The 23,084-nt window shown below is 63.2% G+C and carries 18 protein-coding genes and 1 pseudogene; 15 read left to right on the forward strand and 4 right to left on the reverse strand.

The window, feature by feature from the left end:
- Positions 1–26 precede the first annotated feature (26 nt).
- The 5 genes from C0Z19_RS26250 to dut all read left to right on the forward strand — a co-directional run bounded on the left by C0Z19_RS26250 (position 27) and on the right by dut (position 6,288).
- The gene (locus tag C0Z19_RS26250; protein ID WP_102612784.1) at positions 27–1,052 is read left to right on the forward strand and encodes a bifunctional riboflavin kinase/FAD synthetase; all 1,026 of its coding nucleotides are present in this window, start codon (positions 27–29) and stop codon (positions 1,050–1,052) included.
- Between the two features lie 110 nt (positions 1,053–1,162).
- Entirely contained in the window at positions 1,163–4,000 is a 2,838-nt protein-coding gene (gene ileS, locus C0Z19_RS26255) for an isoleucine--tRNA ligase (RefSeq protein ID WP_102612768.1), read from the forward strand.
- Complete coding sequence (gene lspA, locus C0Z19_RS26260; RefSeq protein ID WP_102612769.1) at positions 4,000–4,503, forward strand: signal peptidase II; 504 nt, start codon at positions 4,000–4,002, stop codon at positions 4,501–4,503. The genes ileS and lspA overlap by 1 nt, the downstream gene beginning before the upstream one ends.
- Positions 4,504–4,526: 23 nt before the next feature.
- On the forward strand, positions 4,527–5,741 hold the full coding sequence (gene coaBC, locus C0Z19_RS26265; RefSeq protein WP_102612786.1) for a bifunctional phosphopantothenoylcysteine decarboxylase/phosphopantothenate--cysteine ligase CoaBC: 1,215 nt from the start codon (positions 4,527–4,529) through the stop codon (positions 5,739–5,741).
- A gap of 100 nt (positions 5,742–5,841) precedes the next feature.
- On the forward strand, positions 5,842–6,288 hold the full coding sequence (dut, locus tag C0Z19_RS26270) for a dUTP diphosphatase (RefSeq protein WP_102612770.1): 447 nt from the start codon (positions 5,842–5,844) through the stop codon (positions 6,286–6,288).
- A 188-nt stretch (positions 6,289–6,476) separates the two neighbouring features.
- On the opposite strand, the gene clpA is transcribed toward dut, so the two are convergent.
- Together clpA and clpS are read right to left on the reverse strand one after the other, a co-directional pair.
- The gene (clpA, locus tag C0Z19_RS26275; protein WP_102612771.1) at positions 6,477–8,774 is read right to left on the reverse strand and encodes an ATP-dependent Clp protease ATP-binding subunit ClpA; all 2,298 of its coding nucleotides are present in this window, start codon (positions 8,772–8,774) and stop codon (positions 6,477–6,479) included.
- Positions 8,771–9,085, reverse strand: coding sequence for an ATP-dependent Clp protease adapter ClpS (gene clpS, locus C0Z19_RS26280; protein ID WP_102612772.1), 315 nt, complete (start codon positions 9,083–9,085; stop codon positions 8,771–8,773). Before clpS ends, clpA begins: the two co-directional genes overlap by 4 nt.
- Positions 9,086–9,698: 613 nt before the next feature.
- On the opposite strand from clpS, the gene cspD reads away from it, so the two are divergent.
- The gene (gene cspD / locus C0Z19_RS26285; protein ID WP_007586257.1) at positions 9,699–9,905 is read left to right on the forward strand and encodes a cold shock domain-containing protein CspD; all 207 of its coding nucleotides are present in this window, start codon (positions 9,699–9,701) and stop codon (positions 9,903–9,905) included.
- A gap of 131 nt (positions 9,906–10,036) precedes the next feature.
- Here the strand turns inward: cspD and C0Z19_RS26290 are convergent, their stop codons facing one another.
- Entirely contained in the window at positions 10,037–10,450 is a 414-nt protein-coding gene (locus C0Z19_RS26290; RefSeq protein ID WP_102612773.1) for a GNAT family N-acetyltransferase, read from the reverse strand.
- A 129-nt stretch (positions 10,451–10,579) separates the two neighbouring features.
- A complete protein-coding gene (icd, locus tag C0Z19_RS26295) occupies positions 10,580–11,836 on the reverse strand; it encodes an NADP-dependent isocitrate dehydrogenase (protein WP_102612774.1) in 1,257 nt (418 codons plus the stop codon).
- A gap of 319 nt (positions 11,837–12,155) precedes the next feature.
- On the opposite strand from icd, the gene C0Z19_RS26300 reads away from it, so the two are divergent.
- The 9 genes and pseudogenes from C0Z19_RS26300 to C0Z19_RS28370 form a co-directional block, all read left to right on the forward strand.
- Positions 12,156–12,725: a pseudouridine synthase gene (locus tag C0Z19_RS26300; protein WP_102612775.1), complete on the forward strand. Its 570-nt coding sequence runs from the start codon at positions 12,156–12,158 to the stop codon at positions 12,723–12,725.
- Between the two features lie 250 nt (positions 12,726–12,975).
- Entirely contained in the window at positions 12,976–13,179 is a 204-nt protein-coding gene (locus C0Z19_RS26305) for a hypothetical protein (protein WP_102612776.1), read from the forward strand.
- A gap of 171 nt (positions 13,180–13,350) precedes the next feature.
- Complete coding sequence (locus tag C0Z19_RS26310) at positions 13,351–13,857, forward strand: DUF192 domain-containing protein (RefSeq protein ID WP_102612787.1); 507 nt, start codon at positions 13,351–13,353, stop codon at positions 13,855–13,857.
- Positions 13,858–14,091: 234 nt separating this feature from the next.
- Entirely contained in the window at positions 14,092–16,200 is a 2,109-nt protein-coding gene (gene fusA / locus C0Z19_RS26315) for an elongation factor G (protein ID WP_102612777.1), read from the forward strand.
- Between the two features lie 190 nt (positions 16,201–16,390).
- Positions 16,391–18,067 carry an ABC transporter substrate-binding protein gene (locus tag C0Z19_RS26320; RefSeq protein ID WP_102612778.1) on the forward strand — a complete coding sequence of 559 codons (1,677 nt, stop codon included), beginning with the start codon at positions 16,391–16,393 and terminating at the stop codon, positions 18,065–18,067.
- Positions 18,068–18,147: 80 nt separating this feature from the next.
- Entirely contained in the window at positions 18,148–19,158 is a 1,011-nt protein-coding gene (locus tag C0Z19_RS26325) for an ABC transporter permease (protein WP_102612779.1), read from the forward strand.
- Positions 19,155–20,039: an ABC transporter permease gene (locus tag C0Z19_RS26330; protein WP_233196291.1), complete on the forward strand. Its 885-nt coding sequence runs from the start codon at positions 19,155–19,157 to the stop codon at positions 20,037–20,039. Before C0Z19_RS26325 ends, C0Z19_RS26330 begins: the two co-directional genes overlap by 4 nt.
- Positions 20,036–22,129, forward strand: coding sequence for an ABC transporter ATP-binding protein (locus C0Z19_RS26335; protein ID WP_102612780.1), 2,094 nt, complete (start codon positions 20,036–20,038; stop codon positions 22,127–22,129). Before C0Z19_RS26330 ends, C0Z19_RS26335 begins: the two co-directional genes overlap by 4 nt.
- Positions 22,130–22,525: 396 nt before the next feature.
- A pseudogene (locus C0Z19_RS28370) lies at positions 22,526–23,084 on the forward strand (hypothetical protein); the annotation flags it as partial.

Raw genomic sequence — 23,084 nt, forward strand, 5'->3', positions numbered from 1 at the left:
CTGCGCTGCCACCCCCTACGGCTATCGTGAGAGTCTTCCGCGGTCTTCCCAACGCCGAAAGTCGCGCGCCCTGCGCGCTGACGATCGGCAACTTCGACGGTGTCCACCGCGGCCACCAGGCGCTGCTCGCCCGCGTGAGCGAGGCGGCGCGCGCGCGCGGCCTGCCCGTGTGCGTCATGACCTTCGAGCCGCACCCGCGCGAATTCTTCAATCCGGCAGGCGCGCCGCCGCGTATCGCCATGCTGCGCGACAAGCTCGAAGCGCTGCGCACGAACGGCGTCGATCGCGTCGTGGTCGAGCATTTCAACCACACCTTCGCGAGCCAGACGCCGGACGCGTTCGTCAAGCGCATCCTCGTCGACGGCCTGCACGCGCGCTGGATCCTGATCGGCGACGATTTCCGCTACGGTACGAAGCGGGCCGGCGATTTCACCTCGCTGAAGGCCGCCAGCGAGCAGTACGGGTTCGAAGTCGAGCAGATGCCGACCGTCGCCGACCCGAGCGGCGCGCGCATTTCGAGTTCGGCCGTGCGCGCCTCGCTCGTCGCCGGCGACCTCGACGCCGCCCGCGCGGCGCTCGGTCGCCCCTATGCCATCAGCGGACACGTGGTACACGGGCTCAAGCTCGGTCGCGACCTCGGCTTTCCCACGCTGAATCTGCCGATCGCCCACAAGCGCCCCGCGTTGTCGGGCATCTTCATCGTCCGCGTCCATGGGATCGGCGAAGCGCCGCTGCCCGGCGTCGCGAGCCTGGGCCTGCGGCCGACCGTCGATGACTCGGGACGCGTGCTGCTCGAAGTCCATCTGCTCGACTGGCACGGCGATGCCTATGGCAAACTCGTGCGCGTCGAATTTCTGAAAAAGCTGCGTGACGAGCAAAAGTACGCCGATCTCGAAACGCTGACGGCCGCGATCGCGCGCGATGTCACCGAGGCGCGCGCGTATTTCGCCGCGTCCGCAGGTGCGCAAGCCGCTGTGCAGGCCTTCAGCGAAAGCGCCCCGGGCAGCAGTGCAACAGGATTTTCCACGTCGGCGACCGACCGAATTCGCTAGCCGCCGAACCGGCGCACGGCCACGGCCCAGCGCGACGGTCCGTGCGGTCACCCCTACTCAATACCGACGCGCCCACGGCTCGGGCGCCCACCGATTTCAGCGATAGCACCATGAGCGACAAGAAAGCCGATTCGAAGTCCCAGGCCAAGTATCCGGTCAACCTGCTCGATACGCCGTTCCCCATGCGCGGCGATTTGCCCAAGCGCGAACCGCAATGGGTCAAGGCGTGGCAGGAAAACCAGATCTACGAAAAGATCCGCGCCGCCAGCAAAGGCCGGCCGCTGTTCGTTCTGCACGACGGTCCGCCGTATGCGAACGGCGACATTCACCTCGGGCACGCCGTCAACAAGATTCTGAAGGACATCATCGTCAAGTCGCGCAACATGGCGGGCTTCGATGCGCCGTACGTGCCGGGCTGGGACTGCCACGGCATGCCGATCGAGATCCAGATCGAGAAGCAATTCGGCAAATCGCTGCCCGCGGCGCAGGTCCAGCAAAAGGCGCGCGCCTATGCGAGCGAGCAGATCGAGACGCAAAAGGCAGGCTTCAAGCGGCTCGGCGTGCTCGGCGATTGGGGCAATCCGTACAAGACGATGAACTTCGAGAATGAAGCCGGCGAAATCCGCGCACTCGCGAAGATCCTCGAAAAAGGCTATGTCTTTCGCGGCCTCAAGCCGGTGAACTGGTGTTTCGACTGCGGCTCCGCGCTTGCCGAGGCCGAGGTCGAGTACAAGGACCGTGTCGACCCGTCGATCAGCGTCCTGTTCCCGTTCGCCGAGCCGGAAAAAACGGCGCACGCATTCGGCCTCGCCTCGCTGCCGCGAGCGGAAGGCGGCATCGTGATCTGGACCACGACGCCTTGGACGATCCCGGCGAACCAGGCGCTCAACGTTCATCCCGAGCTCGACTACGCGCTCGTCGACACGGGCCGCGGACTGCTCGTGCTCGCACAGGAGCGCGTGCAGGCAAGCCTGGAGCAGTTCGGCCTGCAGGGTAACGTCATCGCCACGGCACCCGGCGCGAAGCTCGTCAATCTGCGCTTTCATCACCCGCTCGCGTCGGCTCATCCGGGCTACAAGCGCACGTCGCCCGTCTACCTCGGCGATTACGTCACGATCGATTCGGGCACGGGCGTGGTGCACTCGTCGCCGGCTTACGGCGTGGAAGATTTTGTGTCCTGCAAAGCACACGGCATGGCCGATTCGGACATCATCAACCCGGTGATGGGCGACGGCCGCTACATCGAATCGCTCCCGCTCTTCGGCGGCTTGTCGATCTGGGCTGCGAACCCGAAGGTCGTCGAAGCGTTGACGGCGTCCGGCACGCTGCTGCACACGGAGAAGTATCCGCACAGCTATATGCATTGCTGGCGCCACAAGACGCCGATCATCTATCGCGCCACCTCGCAATGGTTCGCGGGCATGGATCTGACGCCGAAGGACGGCGCCGCCACGTTGCGCGAGACGGCGCTCGCCGGCGTCGAAGCCACGGCGTTCTACCCGTCGTGGGGCAAACAGCGCCTGTACAGCATGATCGCGAACCGCCCCGATTGGACGCTCTCGCGCCAGCGCCAGTGGGGCGTGCCGATGGCGTTCTTCGTCCACAAGGAAACGGGCGAACTGCATCCGCGCACGCTCGAGTTGCTCGAAGCCGTCGCGCAGCGCGTCGAGCGAGGCGGCATCGAAGCGTGGCAAGCGCTCGATCCGCGCGAGCTGATCGGCGACGACGCGAACCTCTATGAAAAGAATCGCGACACGCTCGATGTCTGGTTCGATTCGGGCACGACGCATTGGCACGTGCTGCGCGGTTCGCACAAAGCGGTCTCGCAATTTCCGGCCGACCTTTACCTCGAAGGCTCCGATCAACACCGCGGCTGGTTCCATTCGTCGCTGTTGACGGCCTCGATGCTCGACGGCCGCGCACCCTACCGCGCGCTGCTGACGCACGGCTTCACGGTCGACGGCGAAGGCCGCAAGATGAGCAAATCGCTCGGCAACGGGATCGATCCGCATGAAGTGGCGAACCGGCTCGGCGCCGAAATCATTCGCCTGTGGATCGCTTCGACCGATTATTCGGGCGAGCTGGCCATCTCCGAAGAAATTCTGAAACGCGTCACAGAGAGCTATCGCCGGATCCGCAACACGCTGCGCTTCCTGCTCGCAAATCTGTCGGACTTCACCTTCGCCGAGCATGCGCAGCCCGTCTCCGCATGGCTCGAAATCGATCGCTACGCCGTGGCGCTCGCCGACGAATTGCAAAAGGACATCCTGTCGCACTACGAGAAGTTCGAGTTCCACCCCGTCGTCGCGAAGCTGCAGACGTTCTGCTCCGAAGACCTGGGTGGTTTCTATCTCGATGTGCTCAAGGATCGCCTCTACACGAGCGCGGCCGATTCGAAGGCGCGACGCTCGGCGCAGACGGTGCTCTATCACATCGCGCAGGCTCTGCTGCGCGTGATGGCGCCGTTCCTCTCCTTCACGGCGGAAGAAGCGTGGAAGGTGTTCCAGCCCGGGAGCGACACGATCTTCACCGAAACGTACTACGTTTATCCGGAAGTACCGGGCGCCGAGGCGCTACGGTCGAAGTGGACATTGCTGCGCGCGGTGCGCAGCAATGTCACGAAGGCGTTGGAGGAAGCGCGCGCTGCTGATCAGATCGGCTCGTCGCTGCAAGCCGAAGTCACGATCCGCGCGACGGGCGCCGCCTACGACGCGCTTGCGAGTCTGAACGACGACCTCAAGTTCGTCCTCATCACGTCGGACGCCACGGTCGTCAAGGTCGATTCCGAAGCGGAAGAAGGTGTCGAAGTCGTCGCGTCGAAGTATCTGAAGTGCGAGCGTTGCTGGCATTACCGTGCCGACGTCGGCGCGCATGCCGGGCATCCGACGCTCTGCGGACGCTGCTTCAGCAACCTGTTCGGCGCCGGCGAGCAAAGGAGCGCAGCATAATGGCCAGATCGCGTTCGATGCAGGCGAGCGGCGCTTCACTCGCGCCGTGGCTCGGTATCTCGCTGATTGTGATCCTGTTCGATCAGCTCACGAAGATCGCCGTGACGCGGGTGTTCAGCTACGCCACGCCCTATGTCGTCACGCCGTTCTTCAACTTCCTGCTGATCTTCAATCGCGGGGCGGCGTTCAGCTTCCTTTCGTCAGCGAGCGGTTGGCAGCGCTGGGCGTTCACGGGCCTCGGCGTGGTCGCGGCGTGCGTGATCGTCTCCTTGCTCAAGCGCCACGGCAATCAGCGGCTCTTTTGCACGGCGCTCTCGCTCATCATGGGTGGCGCGCTCGGCAATGTCATCGACCGGATCGTGCACGGTCGCGTCATCGACTTTCTCGATTTTCATGTGGGCAACTGGCACTGGCCGGCATTCAACCTGGCAGACAGTGCGATCGTGATCGGCGCCATGCTGCTCGTGCTCGACGAGTTGCGGCGCGTGCGCGGCACGCGTTGAACGACAGCGTTTCGGAGGCAACCTTGGCAACTGCGGAACTCGAAGGCAAGCACCTGCTGCTCGGCATGACGGGCGGCATCGCCTGCTACAAGATCGCCGAACTGACGCGATTGATGACCAAGGCGGGTGCGACGGTGCAGGTCGCGATGACGGACGCGGCCACGCAGTTCATCACGCCCGTCACGATGCAGGCATTGTCGGGGCGCCCTGTCTTCACGAGCCAGTGGGACGCGCGCATCGACAACAACATGCCGCATATCGACTTGTCGCGCACTGCCCATGCGATTGTCATCGCCCCCGCGTCGGCCGATTTCCTTGCCAAGCTCGCCCACGGCCGCGCCGACGATCTGCTCTCCATCTTGTGCCTTGCCCGCGAGTGTCCGCTGCTCGTCGTGCCTGCGATGAACCGTCAGATGTGGGCCAATCCGGCAACGCAGCGCAACGTTGCACAGTTGCGCGCCGATGGCGTCGTCATCCTCGGTCCCGATGCGGGCTCACAGGCGTGTGGCGAAGTCGGCGAGGGCCGCATGATCGAACCGGAGGATGCGTTCGAGGCGATTGTCTCGTTCTTCCAGCCGAAGTTGCTCGCGGGCCGGCGCGTGCTCGTCACCGCGGGGCCCACGTATGAGCCGATCGACCCCGTGCGCGGCATCACGAACCGATCGAGCGGAAAGATGGGATTTGCACTCGCGCGCGCGGCTCAGCACGCGGGCGCCGATGTGCAGTTGATCGCCGGCCCTGTCGCGCTGCCGACGCCATGGGGCGTCGAGCGCCAGGACGTCGAAACGGCGCAGCAGATGCATGACGCCGTGATGCAGTCGGCCGCGGATTCGGACGTGTTCATCTCGGTCGCAGCCGTGGCCGATTGGCGCGTCGCTCACGCGAGCGAGCACAAGATCAAAAAGACGGCGACGCAAGCAGTCCCGGCGCTGTCGTTCGTCGAAAACCCCGACATCCTCGCCACGGTTGCGAAGCTGCCTAATGCGCCGTACTGCGTCGGCTTTGCAGCCGAGAGCGGCGATCTCGAAACGAACGGCGAACAAAAGCGCATCAAGAAAAACGTCCCGCTTATCATCGGCAATCTCGGACCCGCCACGTTCGGTCGTGACGAAAACGAAGTCGTCCTGTTCGACGCCACGGGCGCTACGCGCTTGCCTCGCGCTGATAAGAACGCACTCGCGAGTGTGCTGATTGCCGAGATCGCGAGGCGGCTGCCCGACGCGACCCTGATTTCGTAGTGGCGGCGGACCACCCATTCCCGGCCTGACCGGCCCCCGCCTCACGCTTGATACGCCTGCTTGATACGCCTGCTTGATACGCCTGCCTGATACGCCAACCATGAACCTCGACCTGAAGATCCTCGACGCGCGCATGCGCGACTACCTCCCTGCATACGCGACGCCCGGCAGTGCCGGTCTGGATTTGCGCGCCTGCATCGACGCACCGATGACGCTCGAGCCGGGTCAAACCGTGCTCGTGCCAACGGGGCTGGCCATTCATGTTGGCGATCCGGGCTACGCGGCGCTGATCCTGCCGCGATCGGGCCTCGGCCACAAACACGGCATCGTCCTGGGCAATCTCGTCGGCTTGATCGATTCGGACTACCAGGGCGAACTGATGATTTCGACCTGGAACCGCGGCGAAACGACGTTCGCGTTGAATCCGATGGAGCGGCTGGCGCAACTCGTCATCGTGCCCGTCGTGCAGGCGAAGTTCAATATCGTCGACGAATTCGCGCCGAGCGAGCGCGGCGCCAGCGGCTTCGGCAGCACCGGCAAGCATTGAGGCGACCGACCGCTGATGGGCTGAATCGTTGAGACGTTGCGGCGATGAATGAATAGCGATCGCGCCGACGGATAAATAGCGTGACGCCCCCTCCGCACCGGCCCGAGCGGTACTCAAAATAAAAACGGCGCTTCGGATGACGAAGCGCCGTTTCTTCAGGCGAACCCCGATTCGCCGGACCTACCGGACTATTCGACCTCGACCGCCTCCGGGCTCGCATTGCGCGGTGCAGCGTTCTCGTCGAACGTCAGTTGCACCTTGTCGTTTTCGTCGACATCGACCGTGACTCGCCCGCCGCTCATGAGCTTGCCGAACAACAACTCGTCGGCCAATGCGCGGCGTATCGTGTCTTGAATCAAGCGCTGCATCGGCCGTGCGCCCATCAGCGGATCGAAGCCATGCTTCGCGAGGTGCTTGCGCAGTGCATCGGTGAAGAGCGCATCGACCTTCTTCTCGTGCAGCTGGTCTTCAAGCTGCATGAGGAACTTGTCGACCACGCGCATGATGATTTCTTCATCGAGCGAGCGGAAGCTGATGACCGCGTCGAGCCGGTTACGGAACTCGGGCGTGAACATCCGCTTGATGTCGGCCATTTCGTCGCCCGTTTCGCGACGCGACGTAAAGCCGATCGTGCCCTTTTGCATCGATTCCGCGCCCGCGTTGGTCGTCATGATGATGATGACGTTGCGGAAATCGGCCTTGCGACCGTTGTTGTCCGTCAGCGTGCCGTGGTCCATGACCTGCAGCAGCACATTGAAGATGTCCGGGTGCGCCTTCTCGATTTCGTCGAGCAGCAATACGCAATGCGGCTTCTTCGTCACCGCCTCGGTCAGCAACCCGCCCTGGTCGAAACCGACATAGCCCGGCGGCGCCCCGATCAATCGGCTGACGGCATGCCGTTCCATGTACTCCGACATATCGAAACGAATCAGTTCGATGCCGAGCGTGAACGCAAGCTGCCGTGCGACTTCGGTCTTGCCGACGCCGGTCGGCCCCGAGAACAGGAACGCGCCGATCGGTTTGTCGGTTTTTCCGAGCCCGGCACGCGCCATCTTGATGGCGGCCGAAAGCGCGTCGATGGCTGGATCCTGGCCGAACACGACCGATTTCAGATCGCGATCGAGCGTCTGCAGTTTGCTGCGATCGTCTTGCGAGACGCTTTGCGCCGGCACACGTGCGATCTTGGAGATGATTTCCTCGATCTCACCCTTGCCGATCGTCTTCTTCTGCTTGGACTTCGGCAGGATGCGCTGCGCCGCGCCCGCTTCGTCGATCACGTCGATCGCTTTGTCAGGCAGATGACGATCGGTAATGAAGCGAGCCGACAACTCGGCCGCCGCCGACAGCGCGCCCGACGAATATTTGACGCCGTGATGCTCTTCGAAGCGCGACTTGAGCCCGCGCAGAATCGCGACCGTCTGCTCCACGGTCGGCTCGGTCACGTCGATCTTCTGGAAGCGCCGCGACAGCGCCGCGTCCTTTTCGAAGATGCCGCGATATTCGGTGAATGTCGTCGCGCCGATGCACTTGAGCGTACCCGAGGACAGCGCCGGCTTCAGCAGATTGGAGGCGTCCAGCGTACCGCCCGATGCGGCGCCCGCACCGATCAGCGTGTGAATTTCATCGATGAACAAAATCGCGTGCGGGCGCTCTTTGAGCTCCTTGAGCACGGTCTTCAGGCGCTGCTCGAAATCGCCGCGGTACTTCGTGCCGGCCAACAGCGCCCCCATGTCGAGCGAATAGACCTGCGCATCGGCGAGAATATCGGGCACTTCGCCGCGCGTAATGCGCCAGGCGAGGCCTTCGGCGATCGCCGTCTTGCCCACGCCTGCCTCGCCGACGAGCAGCGGATTGTTCTTGCGACGCCGGCACAGCACCTGCACGACGCGCTCGACCTCCGACTCGCGGCCGATCAGCGGATCGATGCGGCCGTCCTTCGCCATCTGATTGAGGTTCTGCGTGAACTGCGCGAGCGGCGTTTCCTTCTGCGAAGCGGCGTCCTCCGCTTCGGCATTGGCGTCGCCCGTCTTGGCCGCATCGCTGCTGTTCGTCTTCGCGATGCCATGCGAAATGAAGTTGACGACATCGAGCCGCGTCACGCCCTGCTGCTGCAGGTAGTAGACGGCATGCGAATCCTTCTCGCCGAAGATCGCGACGAGCACGTTCGCCCCCGTCACTTCCTTCTTGCCGTTCGACGTCGACTGCACATGCATGATCGCGCGCTGAATCACGCGCTGGAAACCGAGCGTGGGCTGCGTGTCGACGTCGTCGGTGCCGGGCACCGTCGGTGTGTTGTCGTGGATGAAATTGCGCAGGTTTTGGCGCAAATCCTCGATGTTGGCCGCGCACGCGCGCAACACTTCGGCGGCCGTTGGATTGTCCAGCAACGCCAGCAACAGATGCTCGACCGTGATGAACTCATGCCGCGCCTGGCGTGCTTCCATGAACGCCATGTGCAGGCTGACTTCCAGTTCCTGGGCAATCATGCTTCCTCCATCACGCACTGCAGCGGATGCCCTGCCTGCCGTGCGTGGGTAACAACTTGCTCGACCTTGGTCGACGCGATATCCCGCGTATAGACCCCACATACCCCCCGCCCTTCGCGATGCACTTTCAGCATGATCTGCGTAGCGGTCTCTCTATCTTTATTGAAATACTCTTGCACGATCATCACGACAAATTCCATTGGCGTGAAATCGTCATTCAGCAGGACAACCTTATACATGGACGGCGGTTTCAGCGCTTTTTCCTGCCGCTCCAGTACGGTGCCATCCTGCTTGTCCGGGATAATCGCCATACACCCATTCTAAACAACTCGGACGGGCTCGCAATCCTGCCAAAACCCCGACCGACAGGTTGGTGGACCGGGCCGCCGCCAACCGACGACCCGCGTTGAGTCGCGCACGCCGATCAGACACCGCGTCCCGCATCGTGCGCGCCATCGCGCCGCCGCTTCGCATCGCCGCTTCACATCGCCGCAGCTCCCTGCCGTTGCGACGCAAAAACCAGGCAAGCGCTTCGAGTATCGCACATAGCGTGCCGACCTTCCCGACGCCCCACACACCCGGCCGATGCCGCAACCCACAACAGCTGCACCGGATCTATCTGCGTCGATTATGCGACTTTTCAAGAGCCGCCGCTTGCGCTAGCGCACAAATGAGAAGCCGGAGAAACCCTGAAAACCCACGCTCGAGGCAACGCTCAGTCCTCCATCTCAAAATTCACTTGACACCTGCTTAAAGAGATCCAACAATCAAGCTGGCACTTTTTTTCAGCTAGCCGCAAGAAGTGGAAGTACGGAAAAAAAAATGCCGAGGTGAGCTAGTGCGGAGGGGGCGGCCGCTATCGAAGCGGCTGTCGGGCTTTTCGAGCATGCTCGTGGTAGGACATGAGTTACAGGGGAAGTTGGTATGGCAACTGGTACGGTCAAATGGTTCAATGACGCGAAAGGCTTCGGATTCATCACGCCCGATGAAGGCGGCGAGGATCTGTTTGCGCACTTCTCGGCCATCCAGATGAACGGTTTCAAAACGCTCAAGGAAGGTCAGAAGGTGAGCTTTGAGGTCGTCCAAGGACCGAAGGGCAAGCAGGCATCGAACATTCAGTCGGCAGCTTAAAACTGATTCGACTGCAGCGCCTATGAAAGCCCGGCTCCGGCCGGGTTTTTTTTAAGAGCGGGTGGTGCACACCTGCTGCGGCATTAACGGCCGACGTCCAGTGTGTACGTAAGGAACACCTCGTCGCGGCGCTATCCCATCGACTCATAGAGCGCTTGCGCCTGCAGATTCGTCCTGGCCGTCGTCAAATCCATTCGCACCTTGCCGTCGGCGCGCGCCCGCGTGTGCGCCGCCGCGAGCAAGCACTTCGCTACGCCGCGCCGCCGAGCGCGCGGCTCGACGAACAAGTCGTACAGCACATAGATCGGACCCGCCTCCACCGAGCAAAACGACGGGTAAAGCTGGCAAAAACCGGCGAGCACACCCTGCCCCTCATCGGCGACGAGCACGACCGATTCGCCATTTTCAGTTCGCGCACGAAGGAACTGCTCGGCATGCATCAAGTTGGGGCGCTGCTCGTAAAATTGTCGATATAAATCGAACAATCGAGCGGTTTCAGGCAAGTCGCTGGATTCAAAAGCGCGAATGTAAATCGAATCGTTCATGCGGAGCAATATCGGGAAGAATAAAAGGTCGCTCTATGCGCGCGGCATACCAAAGCAAAACCCCGGCCGGCACGCTGTGCCAACCGGGGTTTTTTGCCACTATGTTTCGGGGGCTGCAGTATCGGCTGCTTACATATTTTCGATCATCACCTGACCGAAGCCCGAACACGACACCTGGGTCGCGCCTTCCATCAAGCGGGCGAAGTCGTACGTGACGCGTTTTTGCAGAATCGACTTCTCCATCGACGAGATGATCACGTCGGCCGCTTCCGTCCAGCCCATGTGGCGCAACATCATTTCAGCCGAGAGGATTTCCGAACCCGGGTTCACATAGTCCTTACCCGCGTATTTCGGCGCCGTGCCGTGGGTGGCTTCGAACATCGCCACGGAATCGGACATGTTCGCGCCCGGAGCGATGCCGATGCCGCCGACTTGCGCAGCCAGCGCGTCGGAAATGTAATCGCCGTTCAGGTTCAGCGTGGCGATGACGTCGTATTCGGCAGGACGCAACAGAATCTGCTGCAGGAATGCGTCGGCGATCACGTCCTTCACGACGATCTCGTTGCCCGTCTTCGGGTTCTTGAACTTCATCCACGGGCCGCCGTCGATCAGTTCCGCGCCGAATTCCTTCTGCGCAAGCGCATAGCCGGCATCGCGGAACGCGCCTTCCGTGTACTTCATGATGTTGCCCTTATGCACGAGCGTGACCGAGCGGCGATCGTTGTCGATCGCGTACTGGATCGCCTTGCGCACGAGGCGTTCCGTGCCTTCGCGCGACACGGGCTTCACGCCGATGCCCGAAGTTTCGGGGAAACGAATCTTCTTGACGCCCATTTCCTCGCGCAGGAACTTGATGACCTTCTTGGCCTGCTCCGATTCGGCCGCCCATTCGATACCGGCGTAGATGTCTTCCGAGTTCTCACGGAAGATCACCATGTTCGTCTTTTCGGGCTCGCGCACCGGCGAAGGCACACCCTTGAAGTACTGCACCGGGCGCAGGCAGACATACAGGTCCAACTCTTGACGCAGCGCGACGTTCAGCGAGCGGATACCGCCGCCGACCGGCGTCGTCAGCGGGCCCTTGATCGAAACGACGTACTCCTTGAGCACCTGCAGCGTTTCGTCGGGCAGCCATACGTCGGGGCCGTACACCTTGGTCGCCTTCTCGCCCGCGTAGATTTCCATCCAGTGGATCTTGCGCTTGCCGCCGTACGCCTTCGCGACTGCCGCGTCGACCACCTTGATCATCACCGGCGTGATGTCAAAACCCGTGCCGTCACCTTCGATGTAGGGAATGATCGGCTGGTCGGAAACGTTGAGCGAAAAGTCCGCGTTGACGGTGATCTTGTCACCGCCCGTCGGAACCTTGATGTGCTGATACGGCATGATCGACTCCAGTGTTGGCTGTGCGGGTGGAAAGCAATGATGTGCGGTAAGGCGCATCCGGACGTTTGTCTCCCGAGCGCTGACGCGCAGCACCTGCCCAATCTTCGGTTCGGCGCTCGATGCGGCCGCGCCTGTGCGGCTGGATGGCTATTCTAGCCCACGTCGAATGGCTGGCGCCGCCATCATGGCGGGGGCCGGCGCAAGCAAAGATGGAAGACAAGCGAGGCGGTCAGTCTTGGGTCTTATATAAGACAAAAGACTTGGGCGTTCCGTATTATGCATTAAGATTCCGCCATTTGCCATAGAGGCCGGGGGAGACATGCGTCTCATCGCACTCAACAAACCGTTCGGCACGATCTGTCAATTTTCGGCGCATGAGACGCGCACCTCGCTCGGCGATTGGGTCGACGTTCCGGGCGTCTATCCGGCAGGGCGTCTCGACGCCGACAGCGAAGGGCTGCTGCTGCTGACCGATGACGGCGCACTGCAAGCGCGCATCGCCGAGCCGCGTCACAAGCTCGCCAAACGTTATTGGGCGCAAGTCGAGGGCCTGCCCGACGAGGCGGCGCTCGCCAGGCTTGCGGCGGGCGTCGATCTTGGCGATTACGTGACGCGACCGTGTCACGTGCGCGTCATCGACGAGCCGGCAACGCTGTGGCCGCGGGTCCCGCCGATTCGCTACCGCGCGGCGATTCCGACGACCTGGATCGAACTCGACATCACCGAAGGCAAAAACCGGCAGGTGCGGCGCATGACCGCGGCCGTCGGCTTCCCGACGCTTCGTCTCGTGCGCGCCGGGATCGGCGCGCTGGATTTGATGGCGCTCGGGCTTCCCCCAGGCCAATGGCGCGAATTGCCGCCACGTTCCCCGTGGGAAGGCCTGCCGTAAAAAAAATCGCGTCAACCAACAGCGCGGGTCGCGCGTTATCCGACGCAGATGCCGCACAAAGCTATCCGGCATTCGCCTTCGGCCCCCGCCAGCCGTGCTGTTTTACAGCGCGGAACGTCGACCGGAGCGCTGGCAGACACATCGGCAATTTGTTCGATGCGGCTGTCAACCGAAAGGTGGATGGCGCGTTTAACGACATGACTCATTGACCGGGTCATTTGGTTAATTAACTAAAGCTGAGGATTCACACATGAACAAACTGATCGCCGCTCTGGTCGCTGGCCTGTTTGCAACGGCTGCTTTCGCCCAAGGTTCGGCTCCGGAAGCCGCTTCGGCTGCTGCTCCGGCCGCTGCTTCGGCTCCCGCCAAGCACATGAAGAAGCACGCCAAGAAGCACCCCAAGAAGGCTGCCAAGGCGGCCAAGGCTGCTGCCGCTTCGGGCGCTTCGGAGTAAGTTTGTTGTAACAACGCAGTCAAGAACCAGCAGTACTGCCGTTCTTTACGGCGTTGAAGGCAGGCGACCGCAAGGCGCCTGCCTTTTTCTCTTTGTGCGCAGGCACTTTGCATCGTCCGCGCCGACTCGCGTAACATGCGCGGGTTCTCGTCGTCGAAAAGGAGTGGTGTCGTGCGATTTTCGTTTCGCTCGTGGATGGCGCGCCTTGCGCTTCGCCTTGCCTTGCCCGCTTGCGCGCTCGTCGCCGCACAGTTCGTGCCGGGGCCCGTGTTCGCCCAATCCATGCCGGCGGGCGCCAAGCCGCCCGAGGCATTCCCGCACGTGAAGCTGACAGCCGGCATGTTCGTGATCGACGCCGCCGTCGCAGCCAACGACGCGGATCGCGAGCAAGGGCTCATGTATCGCACGCAGCTTGCGCCGAACGAAGGCATGCTGTTCGTCTTCGGCGAAAATGCCGTTCATTGCTTTTGGATGAAGAACACGCTGATCCCGCTGTCGATCGCGTTCATGCGCGCCGACGGCACGGTCACCGACATCGACGAGATGCAGGCCGAGACCACCAACAATCATTGCCCGCGCAACAACGGCGTCTATGCACTCGAGATGAGCAAAGGCTGGTTCGCCGCGAAAGGCATCAAGCCCGGCATGAAGATCGAGGGCCTGCCGCGCGCGCAGTAACCGCCGCGCCGCTTCTTCTCACTTTCCATTGCGGCGCCGGGTGCGGCCGGCCCGCGTCGGTTACGGTCGCTCCCTTGCGGCAAGGCCCGGGCGTCGCGCCCGACCCCTCGTCGGTGACCCTGCAAAAGCCTTGGGCAGGCGCTATGCTTGTAAGTCTGCAACACCGTACGTGCCGCGAACGCGTTCCAGGCCATCCCCGGCGGTTCGCGGCGCCCAAATCCCAAGGAGATCGACGTGCCCCGCAAGACTCCCATCGAGCGCTATCGAAACATCGGCATCAGCGCTCACATCGATGCCGGCAAAACAACGACCACCGAACGCATCCTGTTCTACACCGGCGTCAGCCATAAGATCGGCGAGGTTCACGAGGGCGCAGCTGTGATGGACTGGATGGAGCAGGAGCAGGAGCGCGGCATCACGATCACCTCGGCCGCGACCACTGCGTTCTGGAAGGGCATGGCCGGCAACTATCCCGAGCACCGGATCAACATCATCGACACGCCGGGCCACGTCGACTTCACGATCGAAGTCGAACGCTCGATGCGCGTGCTCGACGGCGCCTGCATGGTCTACGACTCCGTCGGCGGTGTGCAGCCGCAGTCCGAGACGGTATGGCGTCAGGCCAACAAGTACAAGGTGCCGCGCATCGCATTCGTCAACAAAATGGATCGCGTCGGTGCCGATTTCTTTCGCGTCCAGCGGCAGATCGGCGAACGATTGAAAGGCGTCGCCGTGCCGATTCAGATTCCCGTCGGCGCCGAGGACAATTTCCAAGGCGTCATCGATCTCGTCAAGATGAAAGCGATCATCTGGGACGAGGAAAGCCAGGGCGTGAAGTTCGAGTATCGGGAGATCCCCGACAACCTGCGAGCCACCGCGGAAGAATGGCGTGGAAAGATGGTCGAAGCCGCCGCCGAAGCCAGCGAGGAGCTGCTCGAAAAGTACCTCGAGGATCACACGTCGCTCTCGGAAGCGGAAATCAAGGGCGGCCTGCGCAAACGTACGATCGCCAATGAAATCGTGCCGATGCTGTGCGGCAGCGCGTTCAAAAACAAGGGCGTGCAAGCCATGCTCGATGCCGTCATCGACTATCTGCCCTCGCCCATCGACGTTCCTGCGATTCTGGGCCACGACGAGGATGACAACGAATCCGAACGTCATCCGAGCGACGAAGAGCCTTTCTCGGCGCTGGCATTCAAGATCATGACCGACCCGTTCGTCGGCCAGCTGATCTTTTTCCGCGTCTATTCGGGCATCGTCAATTCGGGCGACACGGTCCTCAATTCGACGAAGAGCAAGAAGGAGCGCGTCGGGCGGATCCTGCAGATGCACGCGAACGACCGCAAGGAGATCAAAGAGGTCTATGCGGGCGACATCGCCGCCGCCGTCGGCCTGAAAGAGGCGACGACGGGCGACACGCTCTGCGATCCGGCCAACCCGATCATCCTCGAGCGCATGATCTTCCCCGAGCCCGTGATCTCGCAGGCGGTCGAGCCCAAGACGAAGGCCGACCAGGAAAAAATGGGCATCGCATTGAATCGCCTCGCGCAGGAAGATCCGTCGTTCCGCGTGCAGACCGACGAAGAATCGGGGCAGACGATCATCTCGGGCATGGGCGAGCTGCACCTCGAAATTCTCGTCGACCGGATGAAACGCGAGTTCGGCGTCGAAGCGACGGTGGGCAAGCCGCAAGTGGCGTACCGCGAGACCGTGCGCACGGCCGCCGAGGATGTCGAAGGCAAATTCGTCAAGCAATCGGGCGGCCGCGGCCAGTACGGCCACGTCGTCATCAAGCTGGAACCGCAGCCGCCGGGCAAAGGCTACGAATTCGTCGATGCGATCAAGGGCGGCGTCGTGCCGCGCGAGTACATTCCGGCCGTCGACAAGGGCATTCAGGAAACGCTCAAGAGCGGCGTGCTGGCCGGCTATCCCGTCGTCGATGTGAAGGTGACACTGACGTTCGGTTCGTACCACGACGTCGACTCGAACGAAAACGCGTTCCGCATGGCCGGTTCGATGGCGTTCAAGGACGGCATGCGACGCGCGAAGCCGGTGCTGCTCGAGCCGATGATGGCCGTCGAGGTCGAAACGCCCGAGGACTTCATGGGTAACGTCATGGGCGATCTCTCGGGCCGGCGCGGCATCGTGCAAGGCATGGACGACATCGCGGGCGGCGGCGGCAAGGTCATTCGCGCCGAGGTGCCGCTCGCCGAGATGTTCGGCTATTCCACGTCGCTGCGCTCGCTCACGCAAGGCCGCGCGACCTACACGATGGAGTTCAAGCACTATTCGGAGACACCCGCGAACGTTTCGGATGCCATCATCAATACGAAAGGCAAGTAACGCCTCGCCCGCCCGCGAACGCCGGAGCGTGCGTGGGCGCTGGCAGCCATGATCGAGCCCGTCGGGGGTGCCGCACGCCCGACGGGTTTTTTTCGTTACACTGCAACCGTATTCGTCGCCGCCGTACCGATCGTCAACGCCGCGATGCTCCTCCACGAGCGCGCCTCCCACACGAACCGGAACCCCATCGATGAAGAAACCCCAAGCGCTCAGCCAAGCTCTGGCCGCCGCCCGCCGCGATGCCGGCGAACCCGGCAATCACGCCATCGACGAATTCCTCGCGCACCGCATTTCCCGCCGCGAGCTGCTGCGCTACGCGAGCGTGCTCGGGTATTCGAGCGTCGTTCTTGCCGCAGGCGGCCTTGCCGTGCCGCAACGCGCGCGGGCTCAAGCGGGCAGTCACGCCTCTTCGAACGCGACCATCCGCGTCGCGCACCTGACGCCGGCGGGACGTGTCGATCCGCTGTCCGTCGCCGATGCCGCAGGGCTTGCACTCGTCGCGCAGACGGGCGAATTCCTGATCGACGATCCTGGCGATGCCTCCGGATTGAAAAGCGCTTTGGCGCTCGCGTGGCAGTCGAACGAGAAGGGCGATGTCTGGACCTTCAAACTGCGACCCAACGTCAGGTTTCACGACGGCAAGCCGCTCAGCGCCAAAGACGTCGCTGCCACCTTCGATCGGCTCGCCGATCCCGCGAGCGGGTCAGCCGCCCTATCGGTCTTCAAGGGCGTGCTGTCGAAGGGCGGCGCGCGCGTCGTCGACGAGCATACGGTCGCGTTTCATCTCGATGCGCCGAACGGCAATTTCCCCTACTACGTCTCATCGGACAATTACAATGCGGTGATCCTGCCGGCCGACTTCAAAGGCGACTACGAAGCGAGCTTCATCGGCACAGGCCCGTTCAAGCTCGAACGATACGAGGCCAAACGCGGTGCGTCATTCGTTAGGAATCCTGACTATTGGGGCGAGAAGGCGCTGCCCGCACGCGTGCAATTCGTTTTCTATGCCGACAGCCAGGCACAGATTCTCGCGTTGCAAGGACGGCAAGCCGACGTCATGGGCGACCTCACCGTCCAGGGCGGCCTCGGTATCTTCAACAATCCGGAATTTGTCGTACAGGGCGTCAGATCGAGCGCGCATCGTCAGATTCACATGCGTTGCGATACTGCGCCGTTCACTGACAAGCGCGTGCGCCAGGCGCTCGCGCTGGCCGTCGACCGCGAAGTGCTCGTGCGCGGCCTGTTCAAGGGCAGAGCCGTGGTCGGCAACGACAGTCCGTTCGCGCCGATTTTTCCGTCGACCAACCCGTCCGTGCCGCAGCGCCACGTCGACATCGCCATGGCAAAGAAATTGCTGGCGCAAGCGGGGCACCCCAACGGATTCGCCGCAACCCTGACCACCGAGAAATTCATGGAGATCCCCGACCTGGCTGTCGTCATGCAGAACGCGGCAAAGGCAATCGGCGTGACGCTCACGTTGAAGGTCGAAAGCCAAAGCCAGTATTACGGCAAAGGCACCTTTGGCAGTTCCGACTGGCTCGACGCGCCGCTCGGCATCACCGATTACGGTCATCGAGGGGTGCCCAATCTGTTCTTGAATGCCCCGCTCGTCGGCAGCGGCGCCTGGAATGCGGCGCATTTTCATAACGCGCAATATGACAAGCTCGTCGCTCGGTTCGTCGGTGCGATCGACGTCGCTTCGCAAAAGCAGATTGCCGGCGAGATCGAACGGCTGCTGCTCGATGAAACGCCGATGATCATTCCGTACTTCTTCGATCAACTCATCGCCACGCGCAAGAACCTGACGGGCGTTCGCTTCACCGCCATTTCGCAGCTGTATTTCGATCGCGCGCAATTGACCGCGTGACCCGGGCCGCAGGCACGCCCGGGCGTGCCGGGCAACCGTAAGTTCTCCTAAGGAATCGACGACAGTCTCCCCCGCCCACGATGTCCGATACTGCATTTTCGTTTCGCCGACGCCGCGTCCGTGGCAGCGCCGAGCGCGTCGTCCGCTTTCTCGCGGGTCGGCTCGCGTTGTCGCTGGTCACGCTGTGGCTGCTGTCGATGATCGTGTTCGCGCTCGGTCAGTTGTTGCCCGGCGACATCGGTCGCGCCATTCTGGGCCCACTCGCCGACGCCAGAGCCGTAGCCGCGCTCGATCATCAGCTCGGCGCGGATCGCCCCGTGCTGGTCCAATACGCTCAGTGGATCGGCCATCTCGTGCGCGGCGACATGGGACAGTCGTATGCCTATCGTTCGCCGGTGGCGCCCTTCGTCGGCCACGCGCTGCTCAATTCGGCCAAGCTCGGTGCGCTGGCTTTCGTCATTGTCGTGCCGCTCGCGATTGCGGCCGGCGTCTGGGCCGCGTTGCATGAGGGGCGATGGCTCGATCGAGTGCTCATGATCGTCGGGTTGTCGGCGACGGTCGTACCCGAGTTCGTTTCGTCGATCACACTGATTCTCGTGTTCGCCATCTGGCTGCGCTGGCTGCCCAGCGAAGCGGGCTATCCCGACGATGCGAGCGCGCTGACTGCGCTGCGCCATCTGATCCTGCCCGCGATGCCGCTCGTATTCGTGTTGTTCGGCTATATCGCGAGAATGGCGCGAGCCGGCACCGTCGAAGCGATCGACGCGGACTACACGCGCACAGCCGTGCTGAAAGGGTTGCCGGGGCGCGTCGTGCTCATTCGCCACGTGCTGCCCAACGCGCTGATGCCGACGATCACGGTAGCGGCCACGCAGCTCGGCTATATCGTGGGCGGACTCGTCGTCGTCGAGACGCTGTTTCACTACGAGGGCATCGGCTCCTTGATCTACAACGCGGCCATGGCGAAGGACTTTCCGATGCTCGAAGCCGGCGTGCTCGTCGTCGGCGTCGTCTACATGGTCGCGAACCTCGTCGCCGATGCGTTGATCGTGACGCTCGACCCGCGCCTGCGCCTGGGAGGCACGCCTTGAACGGCGCAATAGAGACGCAAGAAGGATCGGCGTCCGGCGATCGCACACCGCACGCGCCGCGCTTTGAAGCATTGCGTGCCCTCGCCCGTTCGCCGAGTTTCGTGATCGGCTGCACGATTCTTTTGTTTTGGGTCGTCTGTGCACTGTTCGGGCCGTTGATCGTGCCGCTCGATCCCTATGCGTCCGACCCGCTGAACTCGCTCGCGCCGCCCGGCCACGCACATTGGTTCGGCACCGATCAGCTCGGCCGCGACGTGTTCTCGCGCGTGATCGTCGGCGCCCGCGACATTCTGACCATCGCTCCGCTCGCCACGCTCGTCGGCACCGTCAGCGGTACGACGTTAGGACTCACCGTCGGGTACTTCGGCGGGTGGCTCGACAATTCGTTAGGACGACTGATCGATGCGCTGCTCGCATTGCCGCTCGTCGTGCTTGCGCTGGCAGCGCTCGCCGCACTCGGCGCGTCGAACGCGACCGTCGTGCTCGTGATCGGTTTGACGTTCATGCCGATTACGGCACGCACGGTGCGGGCGGCCGTCATTTCCGAGCGCCATCTCGACTATGTCGATGCAGCACAGCTGCGCGGCGAACGTGCGCCATACATCATGTTCGTCGAAATATTGCCGAATGTGCTGCCGCCGGTCATCGTCGAAGCGACGGTTCGCCTTGGCTATGCGATCTTTGCCGTCGCGACGCTTTCGTTCCTGGGTTTCGGTATCCAGCCGCCTTCGGCCGACTGGGGCTTGGCCTTGTCCGAATCGTATGCGCTGATGACGGGCGGCGCATGGTGGACCGTCGTGTTCGACGCGGGGGCGATCGCCACGCTCGTCGTCGGCGTCAATCTGATTGCCGACAGCGTGCAGGGAGTGCTCGATCGATGACTGCATCGCGCTGCAGCTATCCCGCCTTCGAACCCACCGCGGCCGGCGATGACGATGCGCTCGCCGTCGTCGGTTTGAGCGTCGCTTATCGGGTGCGCGGTCGCGACCGGGAGGTGCTGCATGACGTGACATTCCGCGTCCGGCGCGGCGAGGCATATGGGCTTGTCGGCGAATCGGGTTGCGGCAAATCGACCGTGGCGCTGACGGCGCTCGCCTATCTGCCGCGCAACGGCAAAGTCACTTCGGGCCGCATTTCGATCACGGGACGCGACATCGCCTCGCTTTCCGCCGATAAGCTTCGTACGATGCGCGCGCAAACGGTGTCGATGGTTTATCAGGACCCGGCCCGCGCGCTGAATCCGTCGCTGACGATCGCGCGCCAAGTGTCGGAGGCGTTCGAACTCGCAGGCGCGACCCGCACCGAGGCGCTCGCGCGTGCGCTCGAGATGCTGCGCCATGTGCGCATCGCGGCGCCCGAGCGCGTCATGAGCTGCTACCCGCACCAGTTGTCGGGCGGCATGCAGCAGCGCGTCGTCATTGCGATGGCGTTGGCGTCGAAACCCGCGCTATTGATTCTCGACGAGCCAACCACGGGCCTGGACGCGACGGTCGAAGCCGAGGTGCTCGACCTCGTCGCGAAGCTGCGCGCCGAATATGGCACCGCAGTGCTCTTCATCAGCCACAACCTGGCCGTAATCGGCCGCATGTGCAGCCGCGTGGGCGTGCTGTATGCGGGCCGTCTCGTCGAAGAAGGGGCGACCGAAGATGTGTTCGGCGCGCCGCGCCATCCCTATACCGTCGGTCTTTTGCGTTGCCTGCCCGGTCGAAGCCGAAGCAAAGACGGCATGCCACTCGATACGATCGCGGGCAGCTTGCCGCCGCCGGGCGCCGTCATCGCGGGCTGCGCGTTCGCGCCGCGCTGCCGGTTGGCCGACGACCGCTGCAGGCGCGATGCGCCGCCGCCGTATCGATTCCATGGCGAGCATGGCGCGCAGATGTCGCGCTGCCATTACTACGAGCAGGCAGCAACGTTGCCGCATGTCGGCGGGCAGCCTGCGCCGGGGCAACAGCCCAAGGTAGAGAGGGCCGCCCATGCTCCGCTTGCCCTGCATGCTGCGCATCTGTCGAAGACGTTCGATGCATCGGGTGTGCCGTTGCGCGCTGTCGACGACGTCTCGCTTGATCTTGTCGCCGGAGAAACGCTCGGCCTTGTCGGCGAATCGGGCAGCGGCAAGACGACGCTTGCGAAGCTGCTCGTCGGCCTCGTCGCGCCCGACGCGGGCGGCACGCTCGAACTCGACGGGAGGCCGCTGCCCGCGCACGTTGCGAGCCGCGACGATGAGCAGGTCAAGTCGCTGCAGATCGTGTTTCAGAACCCCGATTCGGCGCTTAATCGCGCGCATTCGGTCAAGCGGCTCATTGGTCGCGCCCTGTCCAAGCTCGGCGCGCTGCGCGGACGCGCTCACCGCGCACGCCTCGCCACGCTCGCGCAAGCCGTGCGACTGCCGACGCGCTACCTCGATTCGCGCACGCGGCAATTGTCGGGCGGCCTGAAACAGCGTGTCGCGATTGCGCGGGCGTTTGCCGGCGACCCTCGCGTCGTCGTCTGCGACGAGCCCACTTCGGCGCTCGACGTATCCGTGCAAGCGGCCATTTTGAATCTGCTCGCCGATTTGCAGCGCGAACGCGGTGTCAGCTACGTTTTCATTTCGCACGATCTGCATGTGGTTCGCTACGTCGCCGATCGCATCGCGGTGCTCTATGTGGGTAGGCTGCTCGAAATCGGGCCCGCTCGCGCCGTCTTCGACGGTCCTAATCATCCCTACACCGAAGCTCTGCTATCGGCGATGCCGACGTTCGGCAGTCCTAACGATCTGTCGAAGACGCGCATCAGGCTCGTCGGCGATCCGCCAAGTGCGGCCGCACCGCCCTCGGGCTGCGTATTCCACACGCGGTGCCCGCGCAAGCTCGGCGCTGTTTGCGAGGAGCGCGACCCGGCCTTCGCCGACGCCGGCGGAGGTCATCGCATTCGCTGCCATATCCCCGTCAGCGAGCTGCGCGCATTGCAACGCGAAGCGCAAGGCGCTTGAAAGACGCGCGCGCTCGATCCCCCTTCTTTTGTTTCTCCCGCGCCTGTGTTCGGCACCGCTCATTGACGTGTCTGCGCCGCGTTTCATCGTTGAAACGCTTTTGGCGGCATTCCTGCTTGTCGATGCCTTTGCGCCGGCATCGAACCATATGCGGCGCCGTGCAGCACGCGATGGCACGAATGTCGCAATAACGCACACGCATGGCCGCGTGATCGACGCGCCCTGGGCAGCAAACGGCGAGGCGGTATCGCGACCGCTGGCGTGTGGGCTTTCGCACAAACGAATCTCAGACGCCATGTGATACGCGCCTCGACCATGCCTCGGTAGCCATGTTCGCCCTTGGGGCGAAAGGAGTACGACGACATTCGAGCGTCGTTCCAAGCGGGGAAGATCGCGATGAAGACCACACAAATTAATAAGGACTCCTATCTATTCAGGGGCGTCCTCAAAGCAACGGCTGGCGCAGCAGTCGCTCTACTCGCGAGCGGGGCTCATGCTGGATCGTTTGTCGACCTGATGGGCCACTGGCTGATCGAGTCGAGCGCCGCCGTACAAGCCGGCGCCGCCTACTCCAGCGAATCGGGTTCACCGCAGCGAACGCGGCTTCAGGCTGCGGCGCCGTTGGGAACGGCGTCGCTCTCGCCCTCGCCCTCGCCCTCGCCCTCGCCCTCGCCCTCGCCCTCGCCCGATGCCGATGCCGATGCCGATGCAAATGCCGATGCAAATGCGAACGTGCCGGGCGCGTCGGTCAACTTGCCGTGTCGCGACGCCGCCGGTAGCTCGGCGTGCGACGGCCCCGCCGATGAAGCGACTACCAGTGGAGTTGGCGGCACCAGCGATGGCAGTTCGGCCAGCGGCGACGGCAACAACGGGGCCAACAACGGCGGCGCGTTCGGCGGCGGACGCGGGGGCGACAACGGTAGTGCAGCGGGAGCGCCCGGGCAAGGCGGGACAT

Source organism: Trinickia soli (genome assembly GCF_002879855.1).
In the GTDB taxonomy this organism is placed as follows: domain Bacteria; phylum Pseudomonadota; class Gammaproteobacteria; order Burkholderiales; family Burkholderiaceae; genus Trinickia; species Trinickia soli.